Source organism: Haloarcula sp. K1 (assembly GCF_001647155.1).
GTDB classification, from domain to species: domain Archaea; phylum Halobacteriota; class Halobacteria; order Halobacteriales; family Haloarculaceae; genus Haloarcula; species Haloarcula hispanica.
In genome coordinates this window covers 130,447-152,144 of sequence record NZ_LRHL01000004.1, presented here as the reverse complement: position 1 = coordinate 152,144, position 21,698 = coordinate 130,447, and the positions used below count along the sequence as shown (strand labels likewise).

The 21,698-nt window shown below is 63.8% G+C and carries 31 protein-coding genes; 14 read left to right on the top strand and 17 right to left on the bottom strand.

Features of this window, described 5'->3' with window-relative positions:
• Positions 1-32: 32 nt before the first annotated feature.
• From AV929_RS02670 to AV929_RS02660, 3 genes are read right to left on the bottom strand one after another with little or no spacing between them, the layout of a single operon-like run.
• Positions 33-599 carry a magnesium transporter gene (locus tag AV929_RS02670; protein WP_014039392.1) on the bottom strand — a complete coding sequence of 189 codons (567 nt, stop codon included), beginning with the start codon at positions 597-599 and terminating at the stop codon, positions 33-35.
• Complete coding sequence (locus AV929_RS02665) at positions 600-1,178, bottom strand: magnesium transporter (protein ID WP_014039391.1); 579 nt, start codon at positions 1,176-1,178, stop codon at positions 600-602. It abuts the gene before it with no gap.
• 55 nt (positions 1,179-1,233) lie between these two features.
• Entirely contained in the window at positions 1,234-2,082 is an 849-nt protein-coding gene (locus tag AV929_RS02660) for a hypothetical protein (protein ID WP_014039390.1), read from the bottom strand.
• A gap of 131 nt (positions 2,083-2,213) precedes the next feature.
• Between AV929_RS02660 and AV929_RS02655 the strand changes: the two genes are divergently transcribed.
• The 6 genes from AV929_RS02655 to AV929_RS02630 all read left to right on the top strand — a co-directional run bounded on the left by AV929_RS02655 (position 2,214) and on the right by AV929_RS02630 (position 7,943).
• The gene (locus AV929_RS02655; protein ID WP_014039389.1) at positions 2,214-3,605 is read left to right on the top strand and encodes a substrate-binding protein; all 1,392 of its coding nucleotides are present in this window, start codon (positions 2,214-2,216) and stop codon (positions 3,603-3,605) included.
• A gap of 132 nt (positions 3,606-3,737) precedes the next feature.
• Complete coding sequence (locus tag AV929_RS02650; protein WP_014039388.1) at positions 3,738-4,676, top strand: branched-chain amino acid ABC transporter permease; 939 nt, start codon at positions 3,738-3,740, stop codon at positions 4,674-4,676.
• Positions 4,673-5,764 carry a branched-chain amino acid ABC transporter permease gene (locus AV929_RS02645; RefSeq protein WP_064287357.1) on the top strand — a complete coding sequence of 364 codons (1,092 nt, stop codon included), beginning with the start codon at positions 4,673-4,675 and terminating at the stop codon, positions 5,762-5,764. Before AV929_RS02650 ends, AV929_RS02645 begins: the two co-directional genes overlap by 4 nt.
• Positions 5,761-6,519, top strand: coding sequence for an ABC transporter ATP-binding protein (locus AV929_RS02640; RefSeq protein WP_014039386.1), 759 nt, complete (start codon positions 5,761-5,763; stop codon positions 6,517-6,519). Before AV929_RS02645 ends, AV929_RS02640 begins: the two co-directional genes overlap by 4 nt.
• Entirely contained in the window at positions 6,516-7,259 is a 744-nt protein-coding gene (locus AV929_RS02635) for an ABC transporter ATP-binding protein (RefSeq protein WP_014039385.1), read from the top strand. The genes AV929_RS02640 and AV929_RS02635 overlap by 4 nt, the downstream gene beginning before the upstream one ends.
• Entirely contained in the window at positions 7,260-7,943 is a 684-nt protein-coding gene (locus AV929_RS02630; RefSeq protein ID WP_064287356.1) for a co-chaperone YbbN, read from the top strand. It begins immediately after the preceding gene.
• Between the two features lie 8 nt (positions 7,944-7,951).
• Here AV929_RS02630 and AV929_RS02625 read toward each other — a convergent pair whose 3' ends face one another.
• Together AV929_RS02625 and AV929_RS02620 are read right to left on the bottom strand one after the other, a co-directional pair.
• Entirely contained in the window at positions 7,952-8,350 is a 399-nt protein-coding gene (locus tag AV929_RS02625; RefSeq protein ID WP_014039383.1) for a universal stress protein, read from the bottom strand.
• Between the two features lie 109 nt (positions 8,351-8,459).
• Positions 8,460-9,872: a signal recognition particle protein Srp54 gene (locus tag AV929_RS02620; RefSeq protein WP_014039382.1), complete on the bottom strand. Its 1,413-nt coding sequence runs from the start codon at positions 9,870-9,872 to the stop codon at positions 8,460-8,462.
• Between the two features lie 262 nt (positions 9,873-10,134).
• Here AV929_RS02620 and AV929_RS02615 point away from each other — a divergent pair, with 262 nt between their 5' ends.
• The 3 genes from AV929_RS02615 to AV929_RS02605 are packed head-to-tail and all read left to right on the top strand — an operon-like array spanning position 10,135 to position 12,173.
• Positions 10,135-11,043 carry an AEC family transporter gene (locus AV929_RS02615; RefSeq protein WP_064287376.1) on the top strand — a complete coding sequence of 303 codons (909 nt, stop codon included), beginning with the start codon at positions 10,135-10,137 and terminating at the stop codon, positions 11,041-11,043.
• Positions 11,044-11,091: 48 nt separating this feature from the next.
• Positions 11,092-11,466: a cupin domain-containing protein gene (locus AV929_RS02610; RefSeq protein WP_064287353.1), complete on the top strand. Its 375-nt coding sequence runs from the start codon at positions 11,092-11,094 to the stop codon at positions 11,464-11,466.
• Positions 11,467-11,522: 56 nt separating this feature from the next.
• Positions 11,523-12,173, top strand: coding sequence for a bifunctional 4-hydroxy-2-oxoglutarate aldolase/2-dehydro-3-deoxy-phosphogluconate aldolase (locus AV929_RS02605; protein ID WP_004964639.1), 651 nt, complete (start codon positions 11,523-11,525; stop codon positions 12,171-12,173).
• A gap of 51 nt (positions 12,174-12,224) precedes the next feature.
• Here the strand turns inward: AV929_RS02605 and AV929_RS02600 are convergent, their stop codons facing one another.
• The 6 genes from AV929_RS02600 to AV929_RS22180 all read right to left on the bottom strand — a co-directional run bounded on the left by AV929_RS02600 (position 12,225) and on the right by AV929_RS22180 (position 15,878).
• Positions 12,225-12,770 (bottom strand): hypothetical protein, encoded by a 546-nt coding sequence (locus AV929_RS02600; protein ID WP_064287351.1) that lies wholly within the window; start codon positions 12,768-12,770, stop codon positions 12,225-12,227.
• Positions 12,771-13,120: 350 nt separating this feature from the next.
• Positions 13,121-13,360 carry a hypothetical protein gene (locus AV929_RS21190; RefSeq protein ID WP_129755952.1) on the bottom strand — a complete coding sequence of 80 codons (240 nt, stop codon included), beginning with the start codon at positions 13,358-13,360 and terminating at the stop codon, positions 13,121-13,123.
• A gap of 309 nt (positions 13,361-13,669) precedes the next feature.
• Positions 13,670-14,956 (bottom strand): signal recognition particle-docking protein FtsY, encoded by a 1,287-nt coding sequence (ftsY, locus tag AV929_RS02595; RefSeq protein ID WP_064287349.1) that lies wholly within the window; start codon positions 14,954-14,956, stop codon positions 13,670-13,672.
• Positions 14,957-14,963: 7 nt separating this feature from the next.
• A complete protein-coding gene (pfdA, locus tag AV929_RS02590) occupies positions 14,964-15,422 on the bottom strand; it encodes a prefoldin subunit alpha (RefSeq protein ID WP_064287347.1) in 459 nt (152 codons plus the stop codon).
• Complete coding sequence (rpl18a, locus tag AV929_RS02585; RefSeq protein ID WP_004518350.1) at positions 15,419-15,592, bottom strand: 50S ribosomal protein L18Ae; 174 nt, start codon at positions 15,590-15,592, stop codon at positions 15,419-15,421. The genes pfdA and rpl18a overlap by 4 nt, the downstream gene beginning before the upstream one ends.
• Positions 15,593-15,740: 148 nt before the next feature.
• On the bottom strand, positions 15,741-15,878 hold the full coding sequence (locus tag AV929_RS22180) for a hypothetical protein (protein ID WP_196219967.1): 138 nt from the start codon (positions 15,876-15,878) through the stop codon (positions 15,741-15,743).
• Between the two features lie 96 nt (positions 15,879-15,974).
• Here AV929_RS22180 and AV929_RS22175 point away from each other — a divergent pair, with 96 nt between their 5' ends.
• Positions 15,975-16,139: a hypothetical protein gene (locus tag AV929_RS22175; protein WP_023843110.1), complete on the top strand. Its 165-nt coding sequence runs from the start codon at positions 15,975-15,977 to the stop codon at positions 16,137-16,139.
• Positions 16,140-16,163: 24 nt separating this feature from the next.
• Here the strand turns inward: AV929_RS22175 and AV929_RS02580 are convergent, their stop codons facing one another.
• The 3 genes from AV929_RS02580 to AV929_RS02570 are packed head-to-tail and all read right to left on the bottom strand — an operon-like array spanning position 16,164 to position 17,262.
• A complete protein-coding gene (locus AV929_RS02580) occupies positions 16,164-16,829 on the bottom strand; it encodes a translation initiation factor IF-6 (protein WP_064287345.1) in 666 nt (221 codons plus the stop codon).
• 2 nt (positions 16,830-16,831) lie between these two features.
• Positions 16,832-17,110 (bottom strand): 50S ribosomal protein L31e, encoded by a 279-nt coding sequence (locus AV929_RS02575; protein WP_004518347.1) that lies wholly within the window; start codon positions 17,108-17,110, stop codon positions 16,832-16,834.
• Positions 17,110-17,262, bottom strand: a complete 153-nt coding sequence (locus AV929_RS02570; protein WP_004518346.1) for a 50S ribosomal protein L39e — start codon at positions 17,260-17,262, stop codon at positions 17,110-17,112. Before AV929_RS02570 ends, AV929_RS02575 begins: the two co-directional genes overlap by 1 nt.
• 186 nt (positions 17,263-17,448) lie before the next feature.
• Between AV929_RS02570 and AV929_RS02565 the strand changes: the two genes are divergently transcribed.
• Positions 17,449-17,901, top strand: coding sequence for a hypothetical protein (locus AV929_RS02565; protein WP_014039372.1), 453 nt, complete (start codon positions 17,449-17,451; stop codon positions 17,899-17,901).
• Here the strand turns inward: AV929_RS02565 and AV929_RS02560 are convergent.
• The 3 genes from AV929_RS02560 to AV929_RS02550 all read right to left on the bottom strand — a co-directional run bounded on the left by AV929_RS02560 (position 17,898) and on the right by AV929_RS02550 (position 19,974).
• Positions 17,898-18,710 (bottom strand): ZIP family metal transporter, encoded by an 813-nt coding sequence (locus AV929_RS02560; RefSeq protein ID WP_014039371.1) that lies wholly within the window; start codon positions 18,708-18,710, stop codon positions 17,898-17,900. The two genes, AV929_RS02565 and AV929_RS02560, sit on opposite strands and share 4 nt — an antisense overlap.
• A gap of 258 nt (positions 18,711-18,968) precedes the next feature.
• Complete coding sequence (gene thpR / locus AV929_RS02555; RefSeq protein ID WP_014039370.1) at positions 18,969-19,532, bottom strand: RNA 2',3'-cyclic phosphodiesterase; 564 nt, start codon at positions 19,530-19,532, stop codon at positions 18,969-18,971.
• A 43-nt stretch (positions 19,533-19,575) separates the two neighbouring features.
• Positions 19,576-19,974, bottom strand: coding sequence for a hypothetical protein (locus AV929_RS02550; protein WP_023843107.1), 399 nt, complete (start codon positions 19,972-19,974; stop codon positions 19,576-19,578).
• A gap of 84 nt (positions 19,975-20,058) precedes the next feature.
• Here AV929_RS02550 and AV929_RS02545 point away from each other — a divergent pair, with 84 nt between their 5' ends.
• The 3 genes from AV929_RS02545 (at position 20,059) to AV929_RS02535 (ending at position 21,585) form a co-directional block, all read left to right on the top strand.
• On the top strand, positions 20,059-20,787 hold the full coding sequence (locus tag AV929_RS02545) for a tetratricopeptide repeat protein (RefSeq protein ID WP_014039369.1): 729 nt from the start codon (positions 20,059-20,061) through the stop codon (positions 20,785-20,787).
• Entirely contained in the window at positions 20,784-21,074 is a 291-nt protein-coding gene (locus AV929_RS02540; protein ID WP_004594041.1) for a DUF424 domain-containing protein, read from the top strand. Before AV929_RS02545 ends, AV929_RS02540 begins: the two co-directional genes overlap by 4 nt.
• A 64-nt stretch (positions 21,075-21,138) precedes the next feature.
• Positions 21,139-21,585 carry a hypothetical protein gene (locus AV929_RS02535; protein ID WP_014039368.1) on the top strand — a complete coding sequence of 149 codons (447 nt, stop codon included), beginning with the start codon at positions 21,139-21,141 and terminating at the stop codon, positions 21,583-21,585.
• Positions 21,586-21,698: the final 113 nt, after the last annotated feature.

Here is a 21,698-nt window from a genome sequence, read left to right as displayed (position 1 = left end):
CGTCTGTGGCTTAGCACAGCCACTTCACCAAATCACACGAGCACGCGGACAGCACCGAACAGCACTACCACGCCCAGCACGTCACAGACGTTCGTGACGACGGGGATGACCACGTCGTCGGGGTCCAGTTCGAACCGGTAGGCGGCGTAGGTCGTCACCGTCGTCACGACGATAGCAAGCACCGCCAGCAGACTCCCGCTGACGAGCGCGACCAAAACGACCGTCCGGAGCGGGAGCGCAGTGCCGCCGATGACGGCCTGGAGGAGCCACGCACCGGCACCGACGAGCGGGAACAGCGTCACCGCGAGGGCAACGGTGGCGATTGCGTTGCCGGCGAGCCGGTCGTCAGTCGCCGCGAACGACAGGAGGCCGAGGTGAAACGCCGTCGAAAACCGCGCCGCGAGGATGCTGCCGAGGTTGCCCGCCATCCCGATGGTCACCGGGACGAGCACGAGCAACGACGGGTACTGCAGCAGCGTTCCCTCGAAGGTATCGAGCACGAGGCCGCTCCCGAGTTCGATAGCAGTGAGCACGACAAGGATGGGGAACATCGTCCGGACGATACCTGAAACCGACCACTGGGACGCGAACTCCGCCACTCAGCCACCCCCCAGTGCGAGGACGAGGCGGGTCGCGCCCAGCAGCGTCGCGATACCGACCACATCGCCCGTCGTCGTCACGACCGGGCCGGCCAGCGTGTCGGGATTGAGTCCGTGGCGGTAACCGACGAACACGACCGAGACGACGGCGATGGTCAACAGCAGTCCGGAGACGAAGCCCGCGATGAGCGCGATGGCGACGAGGGTCGTGAGCGGGGCCGACGGTCGACCGACCAGCGCGAGCAGGGCGACAGCCATCACCGCAGCGACGCCGCTGATGAGCACGCCGTTTGCCAGTGCCGCCGCGACGGCGGCGTTGATGCGGTCGTCGTCGAAGGAAAACCGAGGGTCGATAAGCCCCTGATGGAGTGCCGACCCCAGGCGTGCGCCGAGCGAGCCGTAGACGTTCCCCCGAGTGGCGAGCAGCGCCGGCACGAGCACGAGCAGCCCGGCGACGTCCTGTAGCTCCGCGTCCATACCGCCGAGGACGACGCCCGCGAAGAGGCCACCGACCGCACTGAGTGCCAGCACCGGGAGCGATTCCCGGTAGGCTTCGAGTGCCACCTCGCGGACAGTCATTGCAGGGCGAAGGGCGGCGAGCGAAAAAAAGCCCCCTGATAGCGCTGGCGCGCCCTCAACCGGTCGACTGCGCCCTGTCACGCCACGGCGGCGGTCCGACCGTCGTGTTGCCGACCGCGGTAAACCTGACAGTTCTGGTTACAGTGACTGGTTCGTCGCCGTCCGTGAGCGTCGTATACTCGGTCCGGTAGTGCCGGACAAGGCCCGACTGCGTGACGTGGGCGACGAGCGTCGCGTTCTCCCGGGACGCCCACGCTGTCGACGAGGTGTTCTCCCGTAGCCGGTCCCCTCTGATGACGTAGGTGGTCCCGTCTGACTGCTGGGGCTGCAAGGTCCGGGTGTGGAACGGGGCAACGGTCCGAGTGACGTCGGCGGCCGGACGGCCGTTCAACGCGGCGGCGTGAACCCAGTACCGCCACGTTCCGGCGTAGCTGTCCGGCGGGTCGTACTCGTTGTAGATCGTCTGGTTGTCGCGCACGAGTCGGCGGAGATACGTATCGCCGTCGGACCAGAACGACGCGGTCGCCGGCGGCCGACCGAGGAGCACCGGGGCGGCAGGGCCGCGGACAGTGACGTTGGCGAGGTGTGTCCGGTTCGCGTCCAGCACGACCTGGACTCGGAGGTGGGATCGCAACGACCCGTTTGCATATCTGACGGTCCGGTTCATCGTCAGCGTGTACCCGGTTCCGTTGAGACGGTCACCGTGTGCGGAACCGAGCAGAGATGGGCTGGTGACGCCCGTCGCCCCGACGCCGGCCGGATACGTGGTCGCGGAGTCGGTCGGCACCGGGGCGGGCGTCACCGGCGTCGCCGAGTCGTCGCCGCCGCTGAACCCGAACCCCCCACAGCCCGCGGTAACGACGACGATGAAGACGAGTAACTGCCGACGCAGATTCCTCGCCATGCTCTAGCAAACCAACCAGATCGGAATAAGTCTACGGATCGCCATTTAGCCGATATCTGTCAGTGCATGGATGTGAAACCGTTGGTTAACCTACCGAAACTATTATGATAGATTGAACCACCGTATGGAACATGCCAACTAATGGCAGTACGGTCAACCGACGACAGTTGCTGAAGAGTACGGGCGTTGCAGGTGTGGCGGGGCTGACGGGACTGGCCGGTTGTTCCGGTGGCGACGGTGGCGATGGTGGCGGCGATGGCGGCGATGGTGGCGACGGTGGCGGCGACGGTGGCGACGACTACCCGTCGCTCGGGAACTTCCCGGTCGAGGGCGACACGGTCACGTTCGGGTTCAACGTTCCACAGTCCGGGCCCTACTCCTCAGAGGGCCAGGACGAACTACGGGCGTACGAACTCGCCCAGAAGCACCTCAACAACGGGGGTGGCTGGGTGGACAGCTTCGAGGACCTCAGCGGCGACGGCGTCCTCGGGTACACGGTCGATTCGGTGAACGGCGACACGGCGACCGACGCCGATACCGCTCGACAGGCCGCCTCGCGGATGATAAACCGGGACGACGTGGTGATGATCTCGGGCGGCTCTTCCAGCGCAGTGGCCATCGCCGTGCAGGGCCTCTGTCAGTCGCAGAACGTCATGTTCATGGCCTGTCTGACGCACTCGAACGACACGACCGGCAAAGACTGCGCCCGGTACGGGTTCCGAGAGATGTTCAACGCGTACATGACCGGGCAGGCACTCGCGCCGGTGCTTGAAAGCGAGTACGGCTCGGACAACGAGTTCTACCAGCTGTACGCCGACTACTCCTGGGGCCAGACCCAACAGGACTCGATGAACCAGTTCCTCTCGGAGATCGGCTGGGAAGAGGTCGACAGCGTGCCGACGCCGCTCGGGACCAGCGACTTCTCCTCGTATCTCTCGGAGGCCGCAAACAGCGGCGCGGACGTGCTCGTCCTGAACCACTACGGGCTGGACGGCGCGAACTCCGTCTCGCAGGCCGTCGATGCCGGTATCGACGAGGACATGGAACTCGTCGTCCCGCTGTACAACCGCCCGATGGCACAGGCCGCCGGTGGCTCCATCGAAGGCATCTACGGAACGATCGCCTGGGACTCCCAGATCGACAACGAGGCGTCGAACGCGTTCACGCAGGCCTTCCAGGACGAGTACGACCGCGTCCCGTCCGGTCCGGCCCAGCTCGCCTACGCCCAGACGCTCCAGTACGCGGCCGCCGCCGAACGAGCGGGCACGTTCTACCCGCCGGAGGTCATCCGCCAACTGGAGGACTACGAGTACAGCAACATCGGCATGGGTCAGGAGACGATGCGTGCCTGCGACCACCAGGCCCAGCGTGACATTCCGGTCGCACAAGGGCTGCCGGAGAGCGAGCAAGGCGACGGGAACTTCATCGAGATTGTCGAGATCACGTCCCGAGACGACGTCGGATACGGGTGCGATTCCGGACCGGCCGCGGAGTGTGAACTCGGCGAGTACGGCGACGAATAGGGCAGAATCCGGGCAGGGGACCGTACCCCTCATGATTTATAGTGCATGAGGTTGCCTTACTTGATACACAAAAACTAGCATGATTAGGAATACGCAGAGAGTACGAGAAGAGTGCGGTGGGGGGGATCCGGCGTGACGCTACTCGCGGACATCCTCACCATCTTATTGAATGGGTTGCAACAGGGCGCGATTTACGTCCTGCTCGCGGTCGGACTGTCGATTATCCTCGGGACGCTAAAATTCGTTAACTTCGCGCACGGGGCACTGTACCTCGTCGGTGCGTATCTGGGGCTGTTCATAACTGGAAGTGTTCCATTGAATGACGGCCAACTGGTAGAATGGGGCATCCAGTCATACGGCATCGGACTGGGATTCATTGCTGCACTGGTCATCGTGCCGATTGTCGTGTTCGTTATCGGCCTCCTGATGGAGCGCTTCCTTGCACAGGCGTTCTACGACCGCCCCGACACCGACCAGATTCTCGTCACGTTCGGACTCGCAATCATCGTCCAGGAACTGCTCAGAGCGATGCTCGGCGGGAACAGCCAGCCGTTCCCACAGCCCTCGTGGGCATCCGGTCCCATCGCGCTGCCTGTCGTCGGGAACTTCCCGCGCTGGCGACTCGGCGTCATCGCGATTACGGCAGTCCTCGTTCTGGGCGTGTACGCCCTCGTCGAGTACACTGACTTCGGCCTCATCGTTCAGGCCGGTACCCTCGACGACGAGATGGTTCGCCTCCTGGGAATTAAACTGAGCCGGCCGTACCTCGTCGTCTTCGGCATCGGTGCCGCCCTCGCCGGCGTGGCCGGCGTCGTCGGCGGCCCGCTCGCCAACGTCAACCCCAACATCGGCACTGAACAGTTGGTGCCGGCGTTCCTGACCGTCGTTATCGGCGGCGTCGGGAAGATAGAAGGGGCCGTCGTGGCCGGGCTGATGCTCGGGACGCTGCAGGTACTCTTAATCCAGACCGGCTACGCCGCCTGGAGCCAGGTCGGCATCTACGCGCTCGCGGCGATAATCCTGCTGGTGCGTCCACAGGGGCTGCTGGGCTCGGAGGTTGATGTCTCGTGAGCGACGAACCGCGCGACGCGACTGCCACGGCGGCGGCCGACGCCGAGGCGGAGGTCACCGGCGGTCTCGGTGACCGCTGGGCCAGCTTCCGCGACCGGGAGATATCGACGGTGCTGCTCACGGTCGTGGGTGTGGCCGTCTTCCCGTTCCTGTTCAACAACTTCCTCAACGGCTACACGCAGCTGGCGACGCTAATACTCATCTACGGCATCTTCGCCGTCGGATTCGACATCTTGCTGGGGTACACCGGCCTGCTGTCGTTCGGCCACGCCGTCTTCTTCGGCGGCGCGGCCTACGCCGCCGGTATCTTCAGCGCGAGCGTGAGCAGCTCGCCGCTGCTAGTGTTGCTCGCCGGCACGGTGTTTGCAGTGTTGGTAGCGTGGATCGTCGGTTTCCTGTCGCTGCGCCGCGGCGGGATTTACTTCGCCATCCTGACGCTGACGTTCGGCCAGATGTCCTTCTATCTGGCGGCGTCGCCGCTGGCGTTCCTCACGAACGGTGAGAACGGGTTCACCTCCGTGGATATCGGCCACCTGCTGGGCGTCATCGACATCCACGGCGGGGTGCCGTTCCCGCTGTCGATGCTGGTCGACAACATGCTGTACGTGTTCGTCGCCGTCATGACTGTGCTGTCGGTCGCGATGGCAAACCGCATCCTGCACTCGCCGTACGGGACCGTGTTCCGCGCGATTCGGGAGAACGAGCGCCGAGCGGAGTTCGTCGGGCTGGACGTCTGGCGGTACAAGCTCATGGCGTTCATCATCTCGGCGGCCTTCGCCGGCATCGCCGGGAGCCTGTTCACCATCGAGGGGAACTACGTCCCCCTGCAGTCGCTGTACTGGACCGAGTCCGGGCGCATCGTCATCATGACTGTGCTCGGCGGCGTCGGGTCACTGTTCGGGCCGCTGTTCGGTGCTGGCCTGTACCTGTACATCGAGAATATCGTCAGCGGGTTCGAGACGCTCGGCCCGTTCTGGCACCTCATTCTCGGCATCGTGTTCGTCGTCGCCGTCGTCCTCTTCCCGAACGGAATCTGGGGCGGTATCGACTACGTTCGTGACATGGTCGTCGGAGGTGAGGACGAATGACAGTCCTCAAAACGGAGCGGCTCACCAAGCAGTTCGGCGGCCTCACGGCCGTCGACGAAGTGGACCTGGAAATAGAACAGGGTGAAGGCGTGAGCCTCATCGGACCCAACGGCGCGGGGAAATCGACGTTCATCAACCTCGTCACCAGACGGCTCGAACCGAGCTACGGCGAGATCGCGTTCCAAGGGGATTCCATCATCGGAATGGACCCACACGAGGTCGTCCAGCGGGGGATGAGCAAGTCCTTCCAGACGGCCTCTATCTTCCCCGAACTGACCGTCAAGGAGAACGCGACTATCGCGGCGCTGGCGGCCGAGCACGGCTCGTTCCGGTTCAACTTCTTCCGGAACCAGAACAGCTATCCGGCGGTCGACGAACTGGCGAACGAGGTCCTCGAATCAGTCGGGCTGTACGACGAGCGCGAGAACCAGGCTGATAGCCTCGACTACGGGAACAAGCGCCGGCTCGAACTCGGCATTGCGCTGGCCGCCGAACCGGATATGCTGCTGATGGACGAGCCGACCGCCGGGATGAGCCCCGAGGAGACGAAATCGACCGTCGACCTGATCAAGCGAGTCAAGGATGAACTCGACCTGACCTTCCTGCTGGTCGAACACGACATGGAGATCGTCTTCGACATCTCCGACCGTATCATCGTCCTCAACCGCGGGTCAGTCATCGCGAAGGGGACCCCCGACCAAGTGCAGGACGACCCCGCTGTGCAGGAAGCGTACCTCGGAGGTGTCGAAGAATGACGCTGCTCGACGTGGACAACATCAACGGCTACTACGGCGAGAGCCACATCATTCAGGACGTATCGATGAACGTCGACGACGGCGAGATCACGGCCCTGCTGGGCCGCAACGGAGCGGGGAAGACCTCGACGCTCCGGTGTATCTCCGGGGCGACGCCGCCCGACGTCCGGAGCGGCACGATCCAGTTCGACGGAACGAACATCACCAACGACCCGCCAGAGGACATCGCCGTCCGCGGCATCTCGCTGGTCCCGGAAGAACGGCGCGTGTTCACCGATCTCACTGTCGCGGAGAACCTGCACCTCGCGGACACCGTCCGCAACAAGACGAACACCTGGCGGCGGAAGCTCGATTTCCGCGACGAAGGGATGTCGACGGCGGAAATCTACGAGTACTTCCCGAGACTCGACGAACGACGCTCCCAGAAAGCCGGAACACTCTCGGGCGGCGAACAGCAGATGCTCGCAATCGCCCGCGCGCTCCATCAGAGCACCGACCTGTTGATGCTCGATGAGCCATATGAGGGGCTTGCTCCGCAGATCATCCAGTCCGTCGAGAATGCCATCGAACGCATCAGCGAAGACGGTACGACGATACTGCTGGTCGAACAAAACGCCGTGGCGGCGATGAAAATCGCCGACCGGTGTTACGTGCTGGACCGCGGGCAAGTGGTCTTCGAGGGACCGGCCGAGGAACTGCAGAACGACCAAGAGACCCGCGACAAGTACCTAGGTGTCTAAATGTCCCAAACACAGTCCCCCGAAGCGTTACTCGACGCACTGCAATCGGAAGGTGTCGTCGTCATCGACGAGGAAACGGACGAAGTCAGCACGACGGAAGCGTTCGAGGCCGACCGCGAGGTGTACTACGACACCTACGTGACGATGGGCGACACGGAGTTCCACGAGTCCGTCGCCGACGTGTTCGGCCTCGATTCGGCCGCCGAAGCGGCCGAGCGGGTCGACGAACTCGACGTGTCGCGCGAGGAGTTCGCCACGTTCCTGACCCTGCGGTCGAACGTCGACGACTCGTACACCACCGTGGAGCTGACGACGATGGCACAGATGGCGACCGAGCTAGGTCCGGAGACGCCGGTCCCCGACGCGGTCGAACACCTCGACGACGACAGCTACGCGGCCTTCGTCGACACCCACGACCGGTGTGTCGTCACCGTGTGGAAACTGTTCTGTGAGCCCTGCGAAGCGATGAAAGAGGAATTAGACGACGTGCTGGCCGCGTTCCCTGAGGGCGTTCCAGTCGGTGGCCTCGCCGGCGAGCGGTCCCCGGAGTTCTGTCAGTCGGTCGGTGTCAACGCGGCACCCGCCGTCGTGCTGTTCGAGGACGGCGAGCCCGTCGAGCGGATCACTGGCCGGACGGACCCGTCGCCGCTCGCTGAACGGGTCGAGGAAGTGTACGGCGTCTGACTGCGGCGTTACTCCTCTTCGCCGCTGCAGACCAGCACGGAGCGATCCGTGCCGAGAATCACGCTCTGCGTGACACTGCCGAACAGCACCTTGCCCGTCGGCGTCCGCTTGCGTCCGGCGACGACAATCATGTCGGCGTCCTGCTCGTCAGCCAGGCGGAGGATCGCGTCGGCCGGTTCGCCGCTTGACTCTTCCAGCGCCACCTCGACGCCTGCCTCCTCGAGGACTTCCCGGGCCCGGCGCACGGAGGCCACCTGATCGACGGACGCGCCTTCGGGGTTCTCCTCGAAGTCGTGTAGCAGCGTAACACGGACCTGGCTGGTGTCCATCGGAACTTCGGTTATCGCTTCCGCGATGGCGGTCCCACGAGCCTCACTTTTGTCTATCCCAGCGACAATTTCGTACATGCTCGCTTCATCCGTAGGACGGGCCAACCCTTAGTTCTGGCCCGGATTTCGAGCATAGATCATCAAAAATACCGTCGCGTCTCACGTCGCGCGGACCGAGAAAGCGGCGTCAGTCGCCGAACGGCCCCATACCGCCGCCACCCATGCCACCCATGCCGCCACCGCCGCCTCCGCCGCCCTGTTGCATCTGTTTCATCATCCGCTCCATGTCGCCGTCGCCCATGCCCTGGAACTGCTTGAGCATCTGCTCCATCTGCTTGTGCTGCTGGAGGAGTTCACGCACCCGCTCCTCGGGCTTGCCCGAGCCCCGACAGATGCGCCTGGTCCGGGACTGGCCGACGACGCGGGGGTTCTCCAGTTCCTCCTCGGTCATCGAGTCCATGATGACGTCGAAGTCCCGCATCCGCTCCTGGGTCACGTCCATCGCGTCGTCGGGGAGCTGGTCCATCAGCCCGCCGCCCAGCCCGGGAATCATGTCCATCACCTGGTCCAGCGGCCCCATGTTGTTCATCGTCTGCATCTGCTTTCGCATGTCCTTGAGGGTGAACTGCCCCTCCAGCATGTCCTCGGGGTCCCAGTCCTCCTCGTCGCCTTCCTGGGTTTCCTCCATCGCGCGCTCGACGCGCTCGGTGAGCTGTTTGAGGTCGCCCATCCCGAGCAGGCGCGAGATGAACCCGGAGGGCTCGAACCGCTCGATGTCCTTGACCGTCTCCCCAGAGCCGAGGAAGGCGATGGTGGAGTCAGTCTCGTTGACGGCGGCGAGCGCGCCGCCACCTTTCGCCGTCCCGTCGAGTTTCGTGATGACGACGCCGTCGATGCCAATCGCCGCCTCGAAGTCGGCGGCCTGGCTCTTGGCGCTCTGGCCCATCGCCGCGTCCAGCACGAGCAGGTCCCGGTCGGGCTGGACCTCCTGCTCGATGCGCTCGATCTGTTCGATAAGCTCCTCGTTCAGGCCGTCACGGCCCGCCGTGTCCACGATGCGAACGTCCGCGTTCGCCGTCGCTTCCAGCCCGTCCCGGGCGATCTTCACGGGGTCGTCCTCGTCGGGGTCGCCGTAGAAGTCGACCTCGGCGCGCTCGGCCATCTCCTTGGACTGGTCGTACGCGCCGGGCCGGTCCGTGTCGGTCTGGATGATAGCCGGCCGGAGCCCTTTCGTCGAGAACCACCACGCCATCTTCGCGGCCGTGGTCGTCTTCCCCGACCCGTACAGGCCGGCGAGCATGATGGTCTGCTCTTCTAGCGGTAGTTCGGTCGACTCGCCAACGAGGTCGACCAGTTCCTCGTAGACGATCCGAAGGACCCAATCGCGTGGGGTCGTCCCCGCCGGCGGTTCCTCCTCCAGCGCGCGCGTCTCGATGCTGTCAGAGAGGTCCTGTACGAGCCCGACGTCCACGTCGGCCTGCAACAGCGACCGCTGAATCTCCTTGACGATGTCCTCGATGTCCTCCTCGGAGAGCCGGGACTTCCCCCGGAGGTCATCAAGTGTCCCCCGGAGCGAACTCCCAAGATCGTCGAGTACCATTGTTAGCGCGAGATACGCGACGGCGCGGGTAAAGGCTTGTTGTCATGCTGTCGCCCGCTAACCGCTGGGATGACTGCCGTATCCGTTCGGCTGAGGCTGATTCGCTCATTGCTATCGGAGCGGGGCCGACCGGCAGGTCCATCTCACGTTTCCGGCCATCTTCGGGCGAGACGTGTTATCTGTGTGCGACAGCATCTGCATGATTAATTCCACGTCTACCGGTGGCGAAAGGGTGAAGAGGTCGAACCGACTGGTCGACAATATGGCCGTTCTCGGGCAGCTCGGATTCATGGTCGCCTTTCTTTCGGCCGGCGTCGCCGCCGGCCACTTCGGGCTGTTGACCGACCGGCGGACGGATATCCTCACCACACTCGTCTTTACTGTCGCCCTGCCGGCGCTCATATTCCGGTCCACGTACAACCGCCCGCTGCGGGAGATTATCTCGCCGGCGTTACTCGGGGGCTTCTGGGCCGTCATCGCGCTGACGATAACGCTGGGCTGGCTCGTCCACCGGCGGCTGGAATCCCCCGACCGCCGCAGCGTCTCCGTCGTCCAGTCGTATCACAGCAATATGGGGTTTCTCGGGCTGCCGCTCGTGGCAGCGACGATGGGCAGCGAAGCGACGGCCGTCGCCAGCGTCATCCTCGGTATCGGCGCGGTGACCCACGTCCCGGTGACGGTGTTCCTGCTGGTCCGCATCAACGGCAGCGACGCCTCGCTGCTGGGCGAGTGCAGGAAACTCGTGACGAACCCGGTGCTCATCGCGCTGGCGGCCGGCATCACGGCCTCGGTCCTGTCGCTGTCCGTTCCGGAGCCACTCGTCGGTGCGCTCGGTCCGCCGGCCAAACTGGCGCTCCCGGTCGCCCTGCTGTGTATCGGTGCGACGCTCGACACGGACCTCCCGGTGGCGGACCTGCAGAAGACCGTCAGCGTCGTCGGACTGAAGGTGCTGTGGATGCCGGCGCTAGCGTGGCTGGTGTACTCCTCGCTATCGATGGACGCGACGGCGCTGGGCGCAGCGGTCGTGATGCTCGGCACCCCGACAGCGGTGTCGACGTACGTCTACACGACGGAACTCGGCGGCGACGCCGCGTTCGCCTCGCTGAACGTCTTCACCTCGACAGTGGCCTCAATCGGAACGCTCTCCGTGCTGATCTGGCTGTTCGCCTGACGCCCCGCCGTGGTCACGCTTTTGCCCGCCGACGCCCCCACCGACGATATGGGCTATCACCAGATCAACCCCGAGGACCTGTCGGAAACTGCGGACTACCCCTGTGACCGGCGCGGCGTCTCCGACGCCGCCGAACTCCACGCGCTCCACGCGGCCACCTACGAGATGGCACCCGGCGAAGACCTCTCGCGGGCCTACCACTACCACGAGACGCGCGAGGAACTATTCTACGTGCTCAAGGGCACGCTTCACGTCGAAACGCCCGACGGGGAGTTCGTGGTCGCCGCCGACGAGGTGTTCGTCGCCGAGCCGGAGAGCCCACACCGCGCGCACAACCCCGCCGACGCCGACGAGCCAGTCACGGTCCTCGGCGTCGGCGCGCCGCCGACCGACATCGCGCTGCCGTACGACCCCGACACGTAGCGAGGGGGCTCGGCGGTTCAGACACGCTTTTCAGCCACCCCATCACAGTTGCGCCCATGACGAGCAAACAGGCGGTACAACAGGAACTGGTCGACAGCGGCGTCACGGCAGTCCTGCGCGGGATTCCCGAGGAAAAGATGGTCGACGTGGCGACAGCCGTCCACGAAGGCGGCGTCACAGCGCTGGAACTGACGGCCGACGCGAAGCGCTGCTCGGACATGATCGCCGCGGTCGACAAGGCTCTGGACGACACCGACGCCATCATCGGGGCCGGCACAGTCATGGACGCCGCCGCCGCCCGCAACGTCATCGAGGCCGGCGCGGAGTTCGTCCTCGCGCCGAACCTCAACGAGGACGTCATCGACGTGTGCAATCGCGAGGGCGTCCTCGCCATCCCCGGCGTCATGACGCCGACGGAGGCCGCCGACGCGATGGAGGCGGGTGCGGACATCCTGAAGATGTTCCCGGCGAAAACGGTCGGCCCGGCACACATCGGCGCGCTGCAGGGTCCGCTCGGCGACGTCCCGATTATGCCGACCGGCGGCGTCTCGACCGACAACGTCGACGAGTTCTTTGATGCCGGCGCGGTCGCTGTCGGCGCGGGCTCAGCGCTGGTCAACTACGAGGCAATCGAGAATGACGACATGGACGGCGTCCGCGAACAGGCCGCGGCGTTCGTCGACGCCGTCGAGGCCGCCCGAGAGTAGCAACAATCTCACCCGGCCGAGCAGAACGAGGCCCGGCACGGCGGCAGCGGCTTACGTTCCGGTGTCGTTCTCGGTCGTCTCGTTGCCTGTCTCGTTCCCAGCCGTTCCAGTCTCATTGCCGGGCAGGTCAGTTTCGTTGCCCGGAACCGCAGTCTCGTTTCCGGCCGTCCCAGTTTCGTTCTCTGGTCTTTCCGTTTCGTTACCGGGCACGCCTGTTTGGTTGCCTGGAGCCTCGGTCCCGTTGCCAGGCATTTCAGTTTCGTTCCCCGGTACTCCGGTCTCATTGCCGGGCAGATCTGTTTCAGTATCCGACATCTCCGTCTCGTTTCCGAGAGCATCGGTTTCGTTCTCGCCCAGTTCCGTCTCGGTATCCATCCCGGTTCCTTCTTCGGTCTGGGCTTCAGTTTCCGTCTGCGATTCCGTACCGGCTTCCGTCATCGCGTCAGTCTCTGCTGCCGTAGATGTGCCCGGAGCTTCGGCACCGCCGCCACTGCCAGTCTCCGTACCGCTGCCGCCAGTGTCACTACAGCCAGCCAGCGCCACGAGTGCGCCGCCTGCGATTTTGATAACGTTCCGTCGAGATGTGGGTCGTCCCATAGCGTTTGCCCGAAGAGAAGCCGGACAGTTTATGAATGACCTGCTAAGCGTCTGACGGAGAGCCGACAGAACGGCTTAGCAACACCCGAAGGTGGGCCGGTTCGCAAAGCAAACATAAACGATCTGTTTCAGATCATGAATGGTTCGAGTCCGGTATTTCGGCCAGTTCACGGGTGGTTCTACACCTCGATAGCCGAACATCGGCCTGTTGCGGTGTGGTTCGAGACCCGAGTTACAACTATCCGTACTGTTCCCGAGCGGTTATCGAGCGCATAGGTATCTTCGTCCCCGGGTCACGATATCAGGCCCTGCGTTGTGAGTCAGACAGCCGTTTTAGTTGTCAAAATCGCTCAGTCGCCGTTTAGCAACGTCATAACCTGGACGCAGTGGGCAGCATCCCCATGCCCGCGGGAACTCCCGCAGCCGTAATTGTCGCCGCCGTCGTCTGGAACACCGGGTATCGGTCCGCCTCCGTCAGTTACGAGCCGTGTCTCGTCAACAGGGAGACCACGGTCACCCGACGACAGCACGATGAGTTCGGGTGCGACATCAGCCGGCGCGACCTGCCGGCAGTAGCGTCCATCAGACATCGGTGGCTCCCTCTGCCGGACCACTGTCAGCCCCATTCCTCACATCGCCGGAAACGTCGCGTCGTTCGATCGTCTGCATTGGTATCACGCTACGATACTGTGTGGACCAGTCATGAACAGCAAACGACTTCAACGCGCCCCTGTCGGCGAAAACGACCACACCTGCGATGGAGTGGCAGTATTTGCCGCATCGCACGCGGTGCGTTCCCGTCGGAAGAGCGCGAACTCGCCGGGTTCTACACAAACAGGGTCGACAATGGCCGCTCATGTGCCGCAGGTAGCAGCAAAAGTAACCGCGAAGTCCGAGGCCTACTCGCCGATGAGGCTGTCGACGATTTCCTCGGGGTCGAACGGTTCGAGGTCGCCGTAGTCCTGGCCGGTCCCCAGGAAGAGGATCGGCTTGCCGGTGACGTGCGCGACAGAGATGGCCGCGCCACCCTGCGGATCAGCGTCGGCTTTCGTCAGAATCGCCCCGTCGATCTCGGCCGCATCGTTGAACTCGCGCGCCCGGTTGACGGCGTCCTGACCTGCGACCGCCTCGTCCACGAACAGCGTCATGTCCGGGTCGATGTTGCGGTCGATCTTCTCCAGTTGGGCCATTAGGTCGTCGGAAGTGTGGAGTCGGCCGGCCGTATCGCCCAGCACCACGTCGATGTCGTTGGCCTTGGCGTACTCGACGGCGTCGTAGACGACCGCCGTCGGGTCCGACCCCTGTTCGTGGGTGATGATCTTCTTGTCGAGGTTCTCGGCGTGTTTCTCCAGTTGCTCGTTCGCTCCGGCGCGGTAGGTGTCGCCGTTGGCGAGCACCGTCGAGAGTCCGCGCTCCTCGAAGTACTGGGCGAGTTTCGCTATCGAGGTCGTCTTGCCGACGCCGTTGACCCCGGTGAACACGATGGTTACCGGCTTGTCTGCCTGCTGGACGCGCTCGTCGAAGTCGAACTGGCCGACGTTGATAACGTCGTACAGCGACTCCCGGAGCGCGTCCCGGACGAGGTTCCCCGTGCTGGAGAGCCGTCGGCGGGTCTGACCCGTGAGGTTCTCCTTGACGCCGTCGAGGATCTCGTTGGCGACGCTCATCTCCACGTCGCTCGACAGCAGGGCCAGTTCGAGGTCGTCGAGGTGGCTCTGTAAGTCCTCCTCCTCGATAACCGTCTTCCCGGTCGCCATGAGCTTCGCCTTCGCGGCGAGACCGCGGCCGTCGTCGTCGTCTTCTTCGGACTCCGAATCGGTGTCGGATGCCGAGTCGTCATCAGTCACTGCGGTGTCGTCCGACTGAGAAGCTTCCTCGGGGACCTCATCCGCGTCTTCGACTGCCGTAGACGACGCTGTGGCTGGCTCGTCTATCGCGTCGGAGTCAGCGGCCGGCGGTTCAGAACCAGTCTGTGGCTGGTCGCTCTCGACCGCAGCCGCCTGCGTGTCGTCTTCGGACGGCTGCGAGTCCGTTGCGGGCTCAGCGTCGGCCGCCTGGTCGGCAGTTGCTTCCCCGTCAGCCCCGTCGGCGTCCGGTTCGTCCTCCGCTTCGAGTGCGTCGTCGTCGACGTCCTCCTCGACGTCACTCGTGAACCCGCTGAGTTTGTCCTTCAGTCCGTCGAACATGGCGGCCTTACTCGTCTTCCTGCTCTTGCTGTTGCATCATCTGCTGCATCTGCTGCTGTTGCATCTGCTGGGCCTGCTGTTCGAGCTCTTCCATCTCGGTCTCGACTTCGGCCTTCTCTTCCTGCAGGTCGCTGATGTGGTCGTCCAGCGTCTCCTTCTTGGTTTCCAGCGTGCTGACAGCGCCGTCCTGCTCGCGCTCCGCGGAGTAGCCGCCACCGAGAGAGACGACAACCTCGTCGATGTCCTCGATAGTCGCGCGGATGTAGGCGTCGCCGCCGAGCGGGACCTGCACCGTGGAGCCGGAGTCGAGCGTTTCGATGGCCTCGATGGCTTCGTCGATGTCCGTCTGCTTCTCGCGGAGGCGTTCGATTTCCTCGTCGATGGCGTCGACTTCCTGCTCCATCTGTTCGATTTCCTGTGCGACCTGCTGCATCTGACCGCCGCCACCGCCGCCACCGCCCATCATGCTGCCACCTCCTCGATTGTGATCTGCGTGCGCTTGAGGTTGTGCTGGGAGCCGAAGTCGCTGTAAACGCGCTCCTCAGCGACGTTCTCGTTTGGCGCCTCGACCTCCTTCTCGAACTCCTGTGGGCCGTCTCGGGCCGGGAAACTACCGCGAACAGTGTACGTGCTCATACACGCAGATGCGGGCAGGGCAGGGAAGTATCTTCCCCTTCCGCCTTTTTCCAGTAACGCAACTGTCCGCGACAGAACCAACCAGTATTCACCACTCTCAGACCCGGGCAGTCCGGTACCGACATATCAAGAAACGGGCGAAATACCTCTATTCACTGGGTTCTGGCGCGTACACCATATCACCACCACACTCCGGGCAGGACGGCCGGAGCACACCTGTCGAGTAGTCACACTTCCGGCAGACGAGGCGGTTCTGGTCTTCCGCAGTCGGTGTTCGCTGGACCATACGTGACGTTTGGGGACGCACTATATTATTCTTTGACACGAGCTGTCATGGTTGCCGGCCCCGATGGATTTCCCGGGGCAATACGTACAGCCAGCTATGAGCGAGACGACTTACCAGTGCGAGTGCGGTGCGGCCCTGCGATTCAGGCAGGACCTGACGCTGGAGCGGGGCGGAACCAGTCGGGCCTGGGCGTGTGGGGACTGCGGACTGCCCGTTCCGAGCGTGGTGGCGGAGAAACTCAGCCACCAGCATCCGTCCTGAGCGGGCGGCAGAATGAAAACCGCGTCAGTCGATGTAGCCGAGCGCCGCGTCGATACGGCCCAGTTCCGGCCCGGAGGTGTCCGAGCCACAGACGTAGCCGTGGTCGTTGGCGAGCAACCCGGAGCCGACGAGCGGACCACCGTAGTTGATGGTCCCGATGTCGGCCGGCACGTCGAGGATGTCCTCGAGGGCGTCGAGTTCGCCGTCCGTGGCCTTCGGATGACAGAGCACGCCCTTGTTGGTGGCGACAGCGGCGGTCCCGACGGTCGTGACACCGGCGATGACGCCGCGTTCGACCGGGACGTCAAGCCCGTCTTTGACTGCCTGCACGGCGTCTCTGGAGAGGTCGGGGTGGACGTACGCGCCGTAGTCGTTACAGCAGACGACGTTGCCGGCGGCGTTGATCCGGCCGGGCATTCTGGTGATGGGCACGTCGACGACGTCCTGAATCCGTTCGATTTCGGTCTCACGGACGCGTTCGGAGACGACCAGCCCGTTCTCGTTGCCGGTCGCGAGCGCACCGACGGTCCCGGAGCGGCCGACGGTCGTCGGCACGGCCGGCACATCAAGTTCGTCGCTCAGGTCGTCGAGCAGCGATTCGTCTAAGTCTGGGCGAACCAGCACGCAATCGTCGGTCGCACGGGCGAACACACCCACGTACGACGACCCGGAGAAAGCCGCGCGGAGCAACGTTACTCTGCGGTCTCTGCTTCGACGATGGCTTCGCCCTCTTCCTCGAAGCGGGCGGCGCGAACACGGATCTTGCTCGGCGTGTTGGCGCGGCCGCGGGCCCAGGCCGCCTCGTTGATCGAGGGGTCGAGGCGGACGGCGTCCTCGTCGACAGAGAAGTGCTTGGCGAGGTGCTCGCGGATGAGGATCATCGCCTTGTCTGCGCGCTTGTGGTTCGGTTCGGCTCGCGCGTCTCGGAGCGGGACGGTGACGACACGCTCCTCGAAGTCACTGGCGCTCATTATTCGTCAGTGTCGTTGCGCCGCCAGTGGCGTCGTTTGTGGTTGCGCTGGACCTCGCGGTCCGTCTTGAGCATGACCCAGGCCGGGACTCGACTGTTCTGGTTGTCGAGTTTGGCCAGTCGCTTCTTCGTAGCCTTCGATTTCTTACCCATGGTATGGTGCTTGTTCCGCGCCGTGGTTTAAATTCCTTCCTTTTCGAGCCGGTCGCGGCCCGTTATCAGCGGCTATAACTGCGGACGTAGAACTAAGTAGTCCGTGGCCCTGATTATCAATGGATGAAGCGCCGGAGATTCCTCCAGACAATGGGTGTCAGTGCGACAGCCGTCGGCTCTGGTTGCATGGGTGGGGGCGGTGAGGTCGTCGTCAGCGTGCAACAGGACGTCAGAGTCAACCCGCACAAGGCGTGGATCAAGGAGGAGATCCCTGACGTGTCTGACCCCGGCGGTGAGCTACGGTATATCGTCAAAGCGGACATCCCGTTCAACGTGTACTTTTTTACTGACCGCGAGCAGTTCGAGCAGTACGACACGTTCATCAAGGGTCGGGAGCCCGACGAGACACCGCCGGGGAACCCCAAGTTCAGCCAGACAGCGGTCCAGCCGGCGGGGTCGGATATTTATCAGGCGTCCACGGACGACGGCGGCGCACGGGAGTCACTGGACGAACCCGGGCCGTACTTCTTCGCCGTCGACCACTCGAACTACCGGATGGAAACACGCGTCGATGACTACGACGATCCGTTGAAGGCCTTCGTCGACCTCACCGTCATCCGAAGCAAACTGCCCTTCTAAACGAACGCCAGCGGTACCATCGCCAGCACCCCGACGGCGACGCCGGCAGTTAGTTCGCGTTTACCGCCACCCGGCAAGCCGTCGCCGTACTCCAGCGCTTCGGGGACGAACTCCGTGAGCACGAGATACACCATCGCCCCAGCGGCGAAGCCGAAGCCGAACGGGAGAAATGCCTTCGCCAGCGTGACGAAGTAGTACGCGATAACGGCCCCGACCGGCTGTGGCAGCGAGGAGAACACCGCCCACCAGACCATCTTCCACTCGCTGACACCCAGCGAACGGAGCGGGATGGCGATAGCAGTCCCCTCAGGGACGTTGTGGATGGAGATGGCGACAGTCATGAACACAGCCAGCAGCGGGACAGAGACGCCGAGGATACCCACAGCGGATTCGGGCGTGGCCGACTCCAGCCCGAGTTCCGCGAAGGAGACGCCGACGGCGACGCCCTCTGGGAAGCTATGGACAGTCAGAATGCCCAGAATCAGCAGAAGCTTCTTGAAGTCGGCCCGCTCGAACTGCTCGGGTGACTGGTCGAAGTCATCCAGAAGTTCGTGGGCAACGACGACGAGCAGGACGCCAGCGAGAATGCCGGGAATCATCAGCAGCGGCGACCCGTATGCCAGCCCCTCCCGGACGAGTCCGAAGAGCGATGCGGCGACCATGATTCCCGAGGCTAGCCCCCACAGCAGGACGTTCCATCTGTCGGAGAACTCATCAACGAGAAAGAACGGGATCGCACCGAGGCCGGTGGCAAGCGCCGTAAGCAACCCCGCAACGAACACGAAAGCAACGTTCTCAACGGCGACCATATCGGTCCTACGCCGCTCGGACCGATAAAAATTGTCACTAACCTGATTTGTTTTGGTCGGCCTAAACAGTCTGCTGGCACGCTGTAAATAGGTTCTCAAGCGGCTAATTGACGCCCCTCACTCGGTTATAGGCCAGTGCTACGATAGTCCCGACGCCACAACACGCATTCTAACAGATATATGACAACAAATGCACGCCAACAGTGTCCGTGTAGAACACGCACCGACAGCAACCCCGCTGGCCGAGACGGCACACACTCATAATGACACTGACTCGACGGTCCGGTACGTCGGGCCGTCAGGTCCCAGCTCACTCTCTTTCAGCCGGATTTCCTCGACACGCAGGCGACCGACATCCGGGTCCTCGTTCTTGACGGTGTCCTGTACCGTCTCTTTGCCGCCGGCGTGGTCCATCCTGGCGATGGTTGCGTGCGGCGTGAACTCGTGGTCCTCCGGGTCGAACCCCATCGCGACGGTCCGGGCCTCGACGGCTTCGTGCAACGCGGTCAGTTCCGCGCCACCCTGTCCGTCGCGGACACCGACCCAGACGACACTGATGTAGGACAGCGCCGGGAACACGCCGAGACCGCCGAACTCGGCTTCGAACGGCTCGACGCCGCTGTCTTCGACCGCCCCTTCGAGAGCAGTGACGATGTCGTCAACGCGGTCCGGGTCGGTGTCGCCGAGGAACTTCAGCGTGATGTGGGCCTGTTCGGGGTCGGTCAGCCGAAGCCCAGAGACGCCGTCGAAGCGTTCCTGTACGCTCTCGATAGCGTCTTCGAGCCCGTCCAGATCGACGCTGACGAACAGGCGGTTGGCCATAGCTAGCGGTTCCGGTCGTGTCCGCAAGAAAGCTACGACGGGGTCAGTGACTGCTGTGATCTGGGGCTGTATGCCACCGCCAGAGACTATGTCCGAGTCCCAGAGCGACCATTGCGACCGCGACGCCGAAGAGAGCGGGGATGGCGGTGTCGGGAAGGAGACCGAGAGATAGCCGGACGAGAATGGCCGCCACAATCAGGAGGGCTACCCGCGCTCGTGCCCGGGGCGTCTCTGCCGGACTGGATACCCAGCGCCCGAACGCCGGTAGCTGCGCGTAGTAGCGTCCGACGAGAACCGCCAGAACGACCGTTCCTGCAACGCCCGCTCCAGCGGCGGACAGCGACAGCGAGGTCTGGTTTGAGGTGAGAGCAGCCCAGCTAACGACTGCGAACACACCCCCGAAGAAGACGAGCAACGCGTCTACTGCCAGTGGGTCCCGCATATCCGGGAATCCGACCGCAGGACACCTAAATCTTCACGAGCCGTGGACGTAGCCCTTAACCGGATTGGCCGTCAATCAGGAGGCATGACAGACCACGACGACGACCACGCCTTCTCCGAGGGCCAGGGGTTCGACGACCCCTACGAGGGGTTCGATCTCGAACCGCCGGAGTTTGAGGTGGACCCGGACAAGGTCGACCCCGTCGACTCGCGTGTCGTCACCGACCTGCTGGACCAGCGGAACGTCTCCTCTGACGCCGTCGACCCAGAGCAACTGCTCGATGTCGGCCTGGAGTACATGCACATCAACCGCCACGAACAGGCCGCCGAGACGTTCGAGCGCGTCGCCCAGTACACGGACGACGACCGGCTCAAACAGGAGGCCTGGACGAACAAGGGCGCGGCCCACGCGGAACTCGAAGAGTGGGACGCCGCCATCGGCGCGTACAAGGAAGCGCTCAACTTCGACGAGGAGTCCGACCACGCCGCCACAGCGGAGACGAACCTCGCGTACGCGCTCTGGAAGTCCGGCCGCTCCGAGCAGGCACTCGAACACGCCGAGCGCGCCGTCGAAATCGACCCGCGCTTCGGCGAGGGCTGGTACAACCGCGGCTTCTTCCTGCTGGAACGCGGCCTGGCCGACGAGGCCATCGACGCGTTCGACAACGCAGTCCGCCTCGGCTTCCGCAACGCCGACGTGCTCGAAGAGAAGGCCCGCGCCCTCGAAGAGGTCGGCGAGTTCGACCGCGCCGAGGAGCTGGCCGAGGAAGTCGACGAGATGCGCGAGGAGGCCGAACAGCAACTGCTTGAATGATACTCAACGAACGCGACACCGACGAGGGGTTGCTCGTCTCCGTCTGTGACCCTGACATCATGGGCGAAACGTTCGAGAACGGCCCCGTATCGCTCACGGTCAACGAGGAGTTCTACGGCGGCGAAACGGCTACCGAAGACGAAATCGTCGACAGTCTCGCACGCTGTTCGGTCGCCAACATCGTCGGCGACGACGCCGTCAATGTTGCTGTCGAACACGGCTTCGTCGACGAGGAGAACGTCCTCGATCTGGGCGAGACGCGCCACGCACAACTGCTCTGGATGTAACTGCGGTCGCTACCGCAAGCCCGACCCCGACAGTCTTTGCGAACGCCCATCGAGAGGGACACGTATGTATTCCCGAGATCACGCCATCGTCTCCGCGGCCGTCGGGGCCGTCGGCGTTGCCGTCCTGCCGGTCCCCCTTCCGTGGTGGGCCGCCGTCGGCTACGCGGTCGTCGTCGGCGTCGCCATCGACTTTGACCACTTCGCCGTGGCCAGACTGGAGACCGGCGACTGGGCCGCCCTCCGCCGTTGTCTCCGGAACCCCGAGATAGTGGTGTTCGACCAGGACGTAATATTCGGCCCGCAGGACCTCTGGCCGCTCCAGCGGCTCCTCAGCCATCACCTCATCGGCGGCGTGGTCGTGGTCGGCCTCTGGCTCGTCTCCGAGCCGCTATCGCTGTTTACCGCCCTCGTCCTGTACGCCCACGTCCTCGGAGACCTCGTCTGGGACAACTACCTGCTTGATACCTACCGGGAACAGCACATGATGGCTGCTGAGTCTGACTCCGAGTAGGTCCATATGTTCCCGCTATCGATAGCGGACGACAGCCAGTGTACAGGGTGCCCCGAAAGAAGCCTCATCAGTCTAATAACGCCTCATTACCGGTTTTTTAGAGAGTAGAGCAC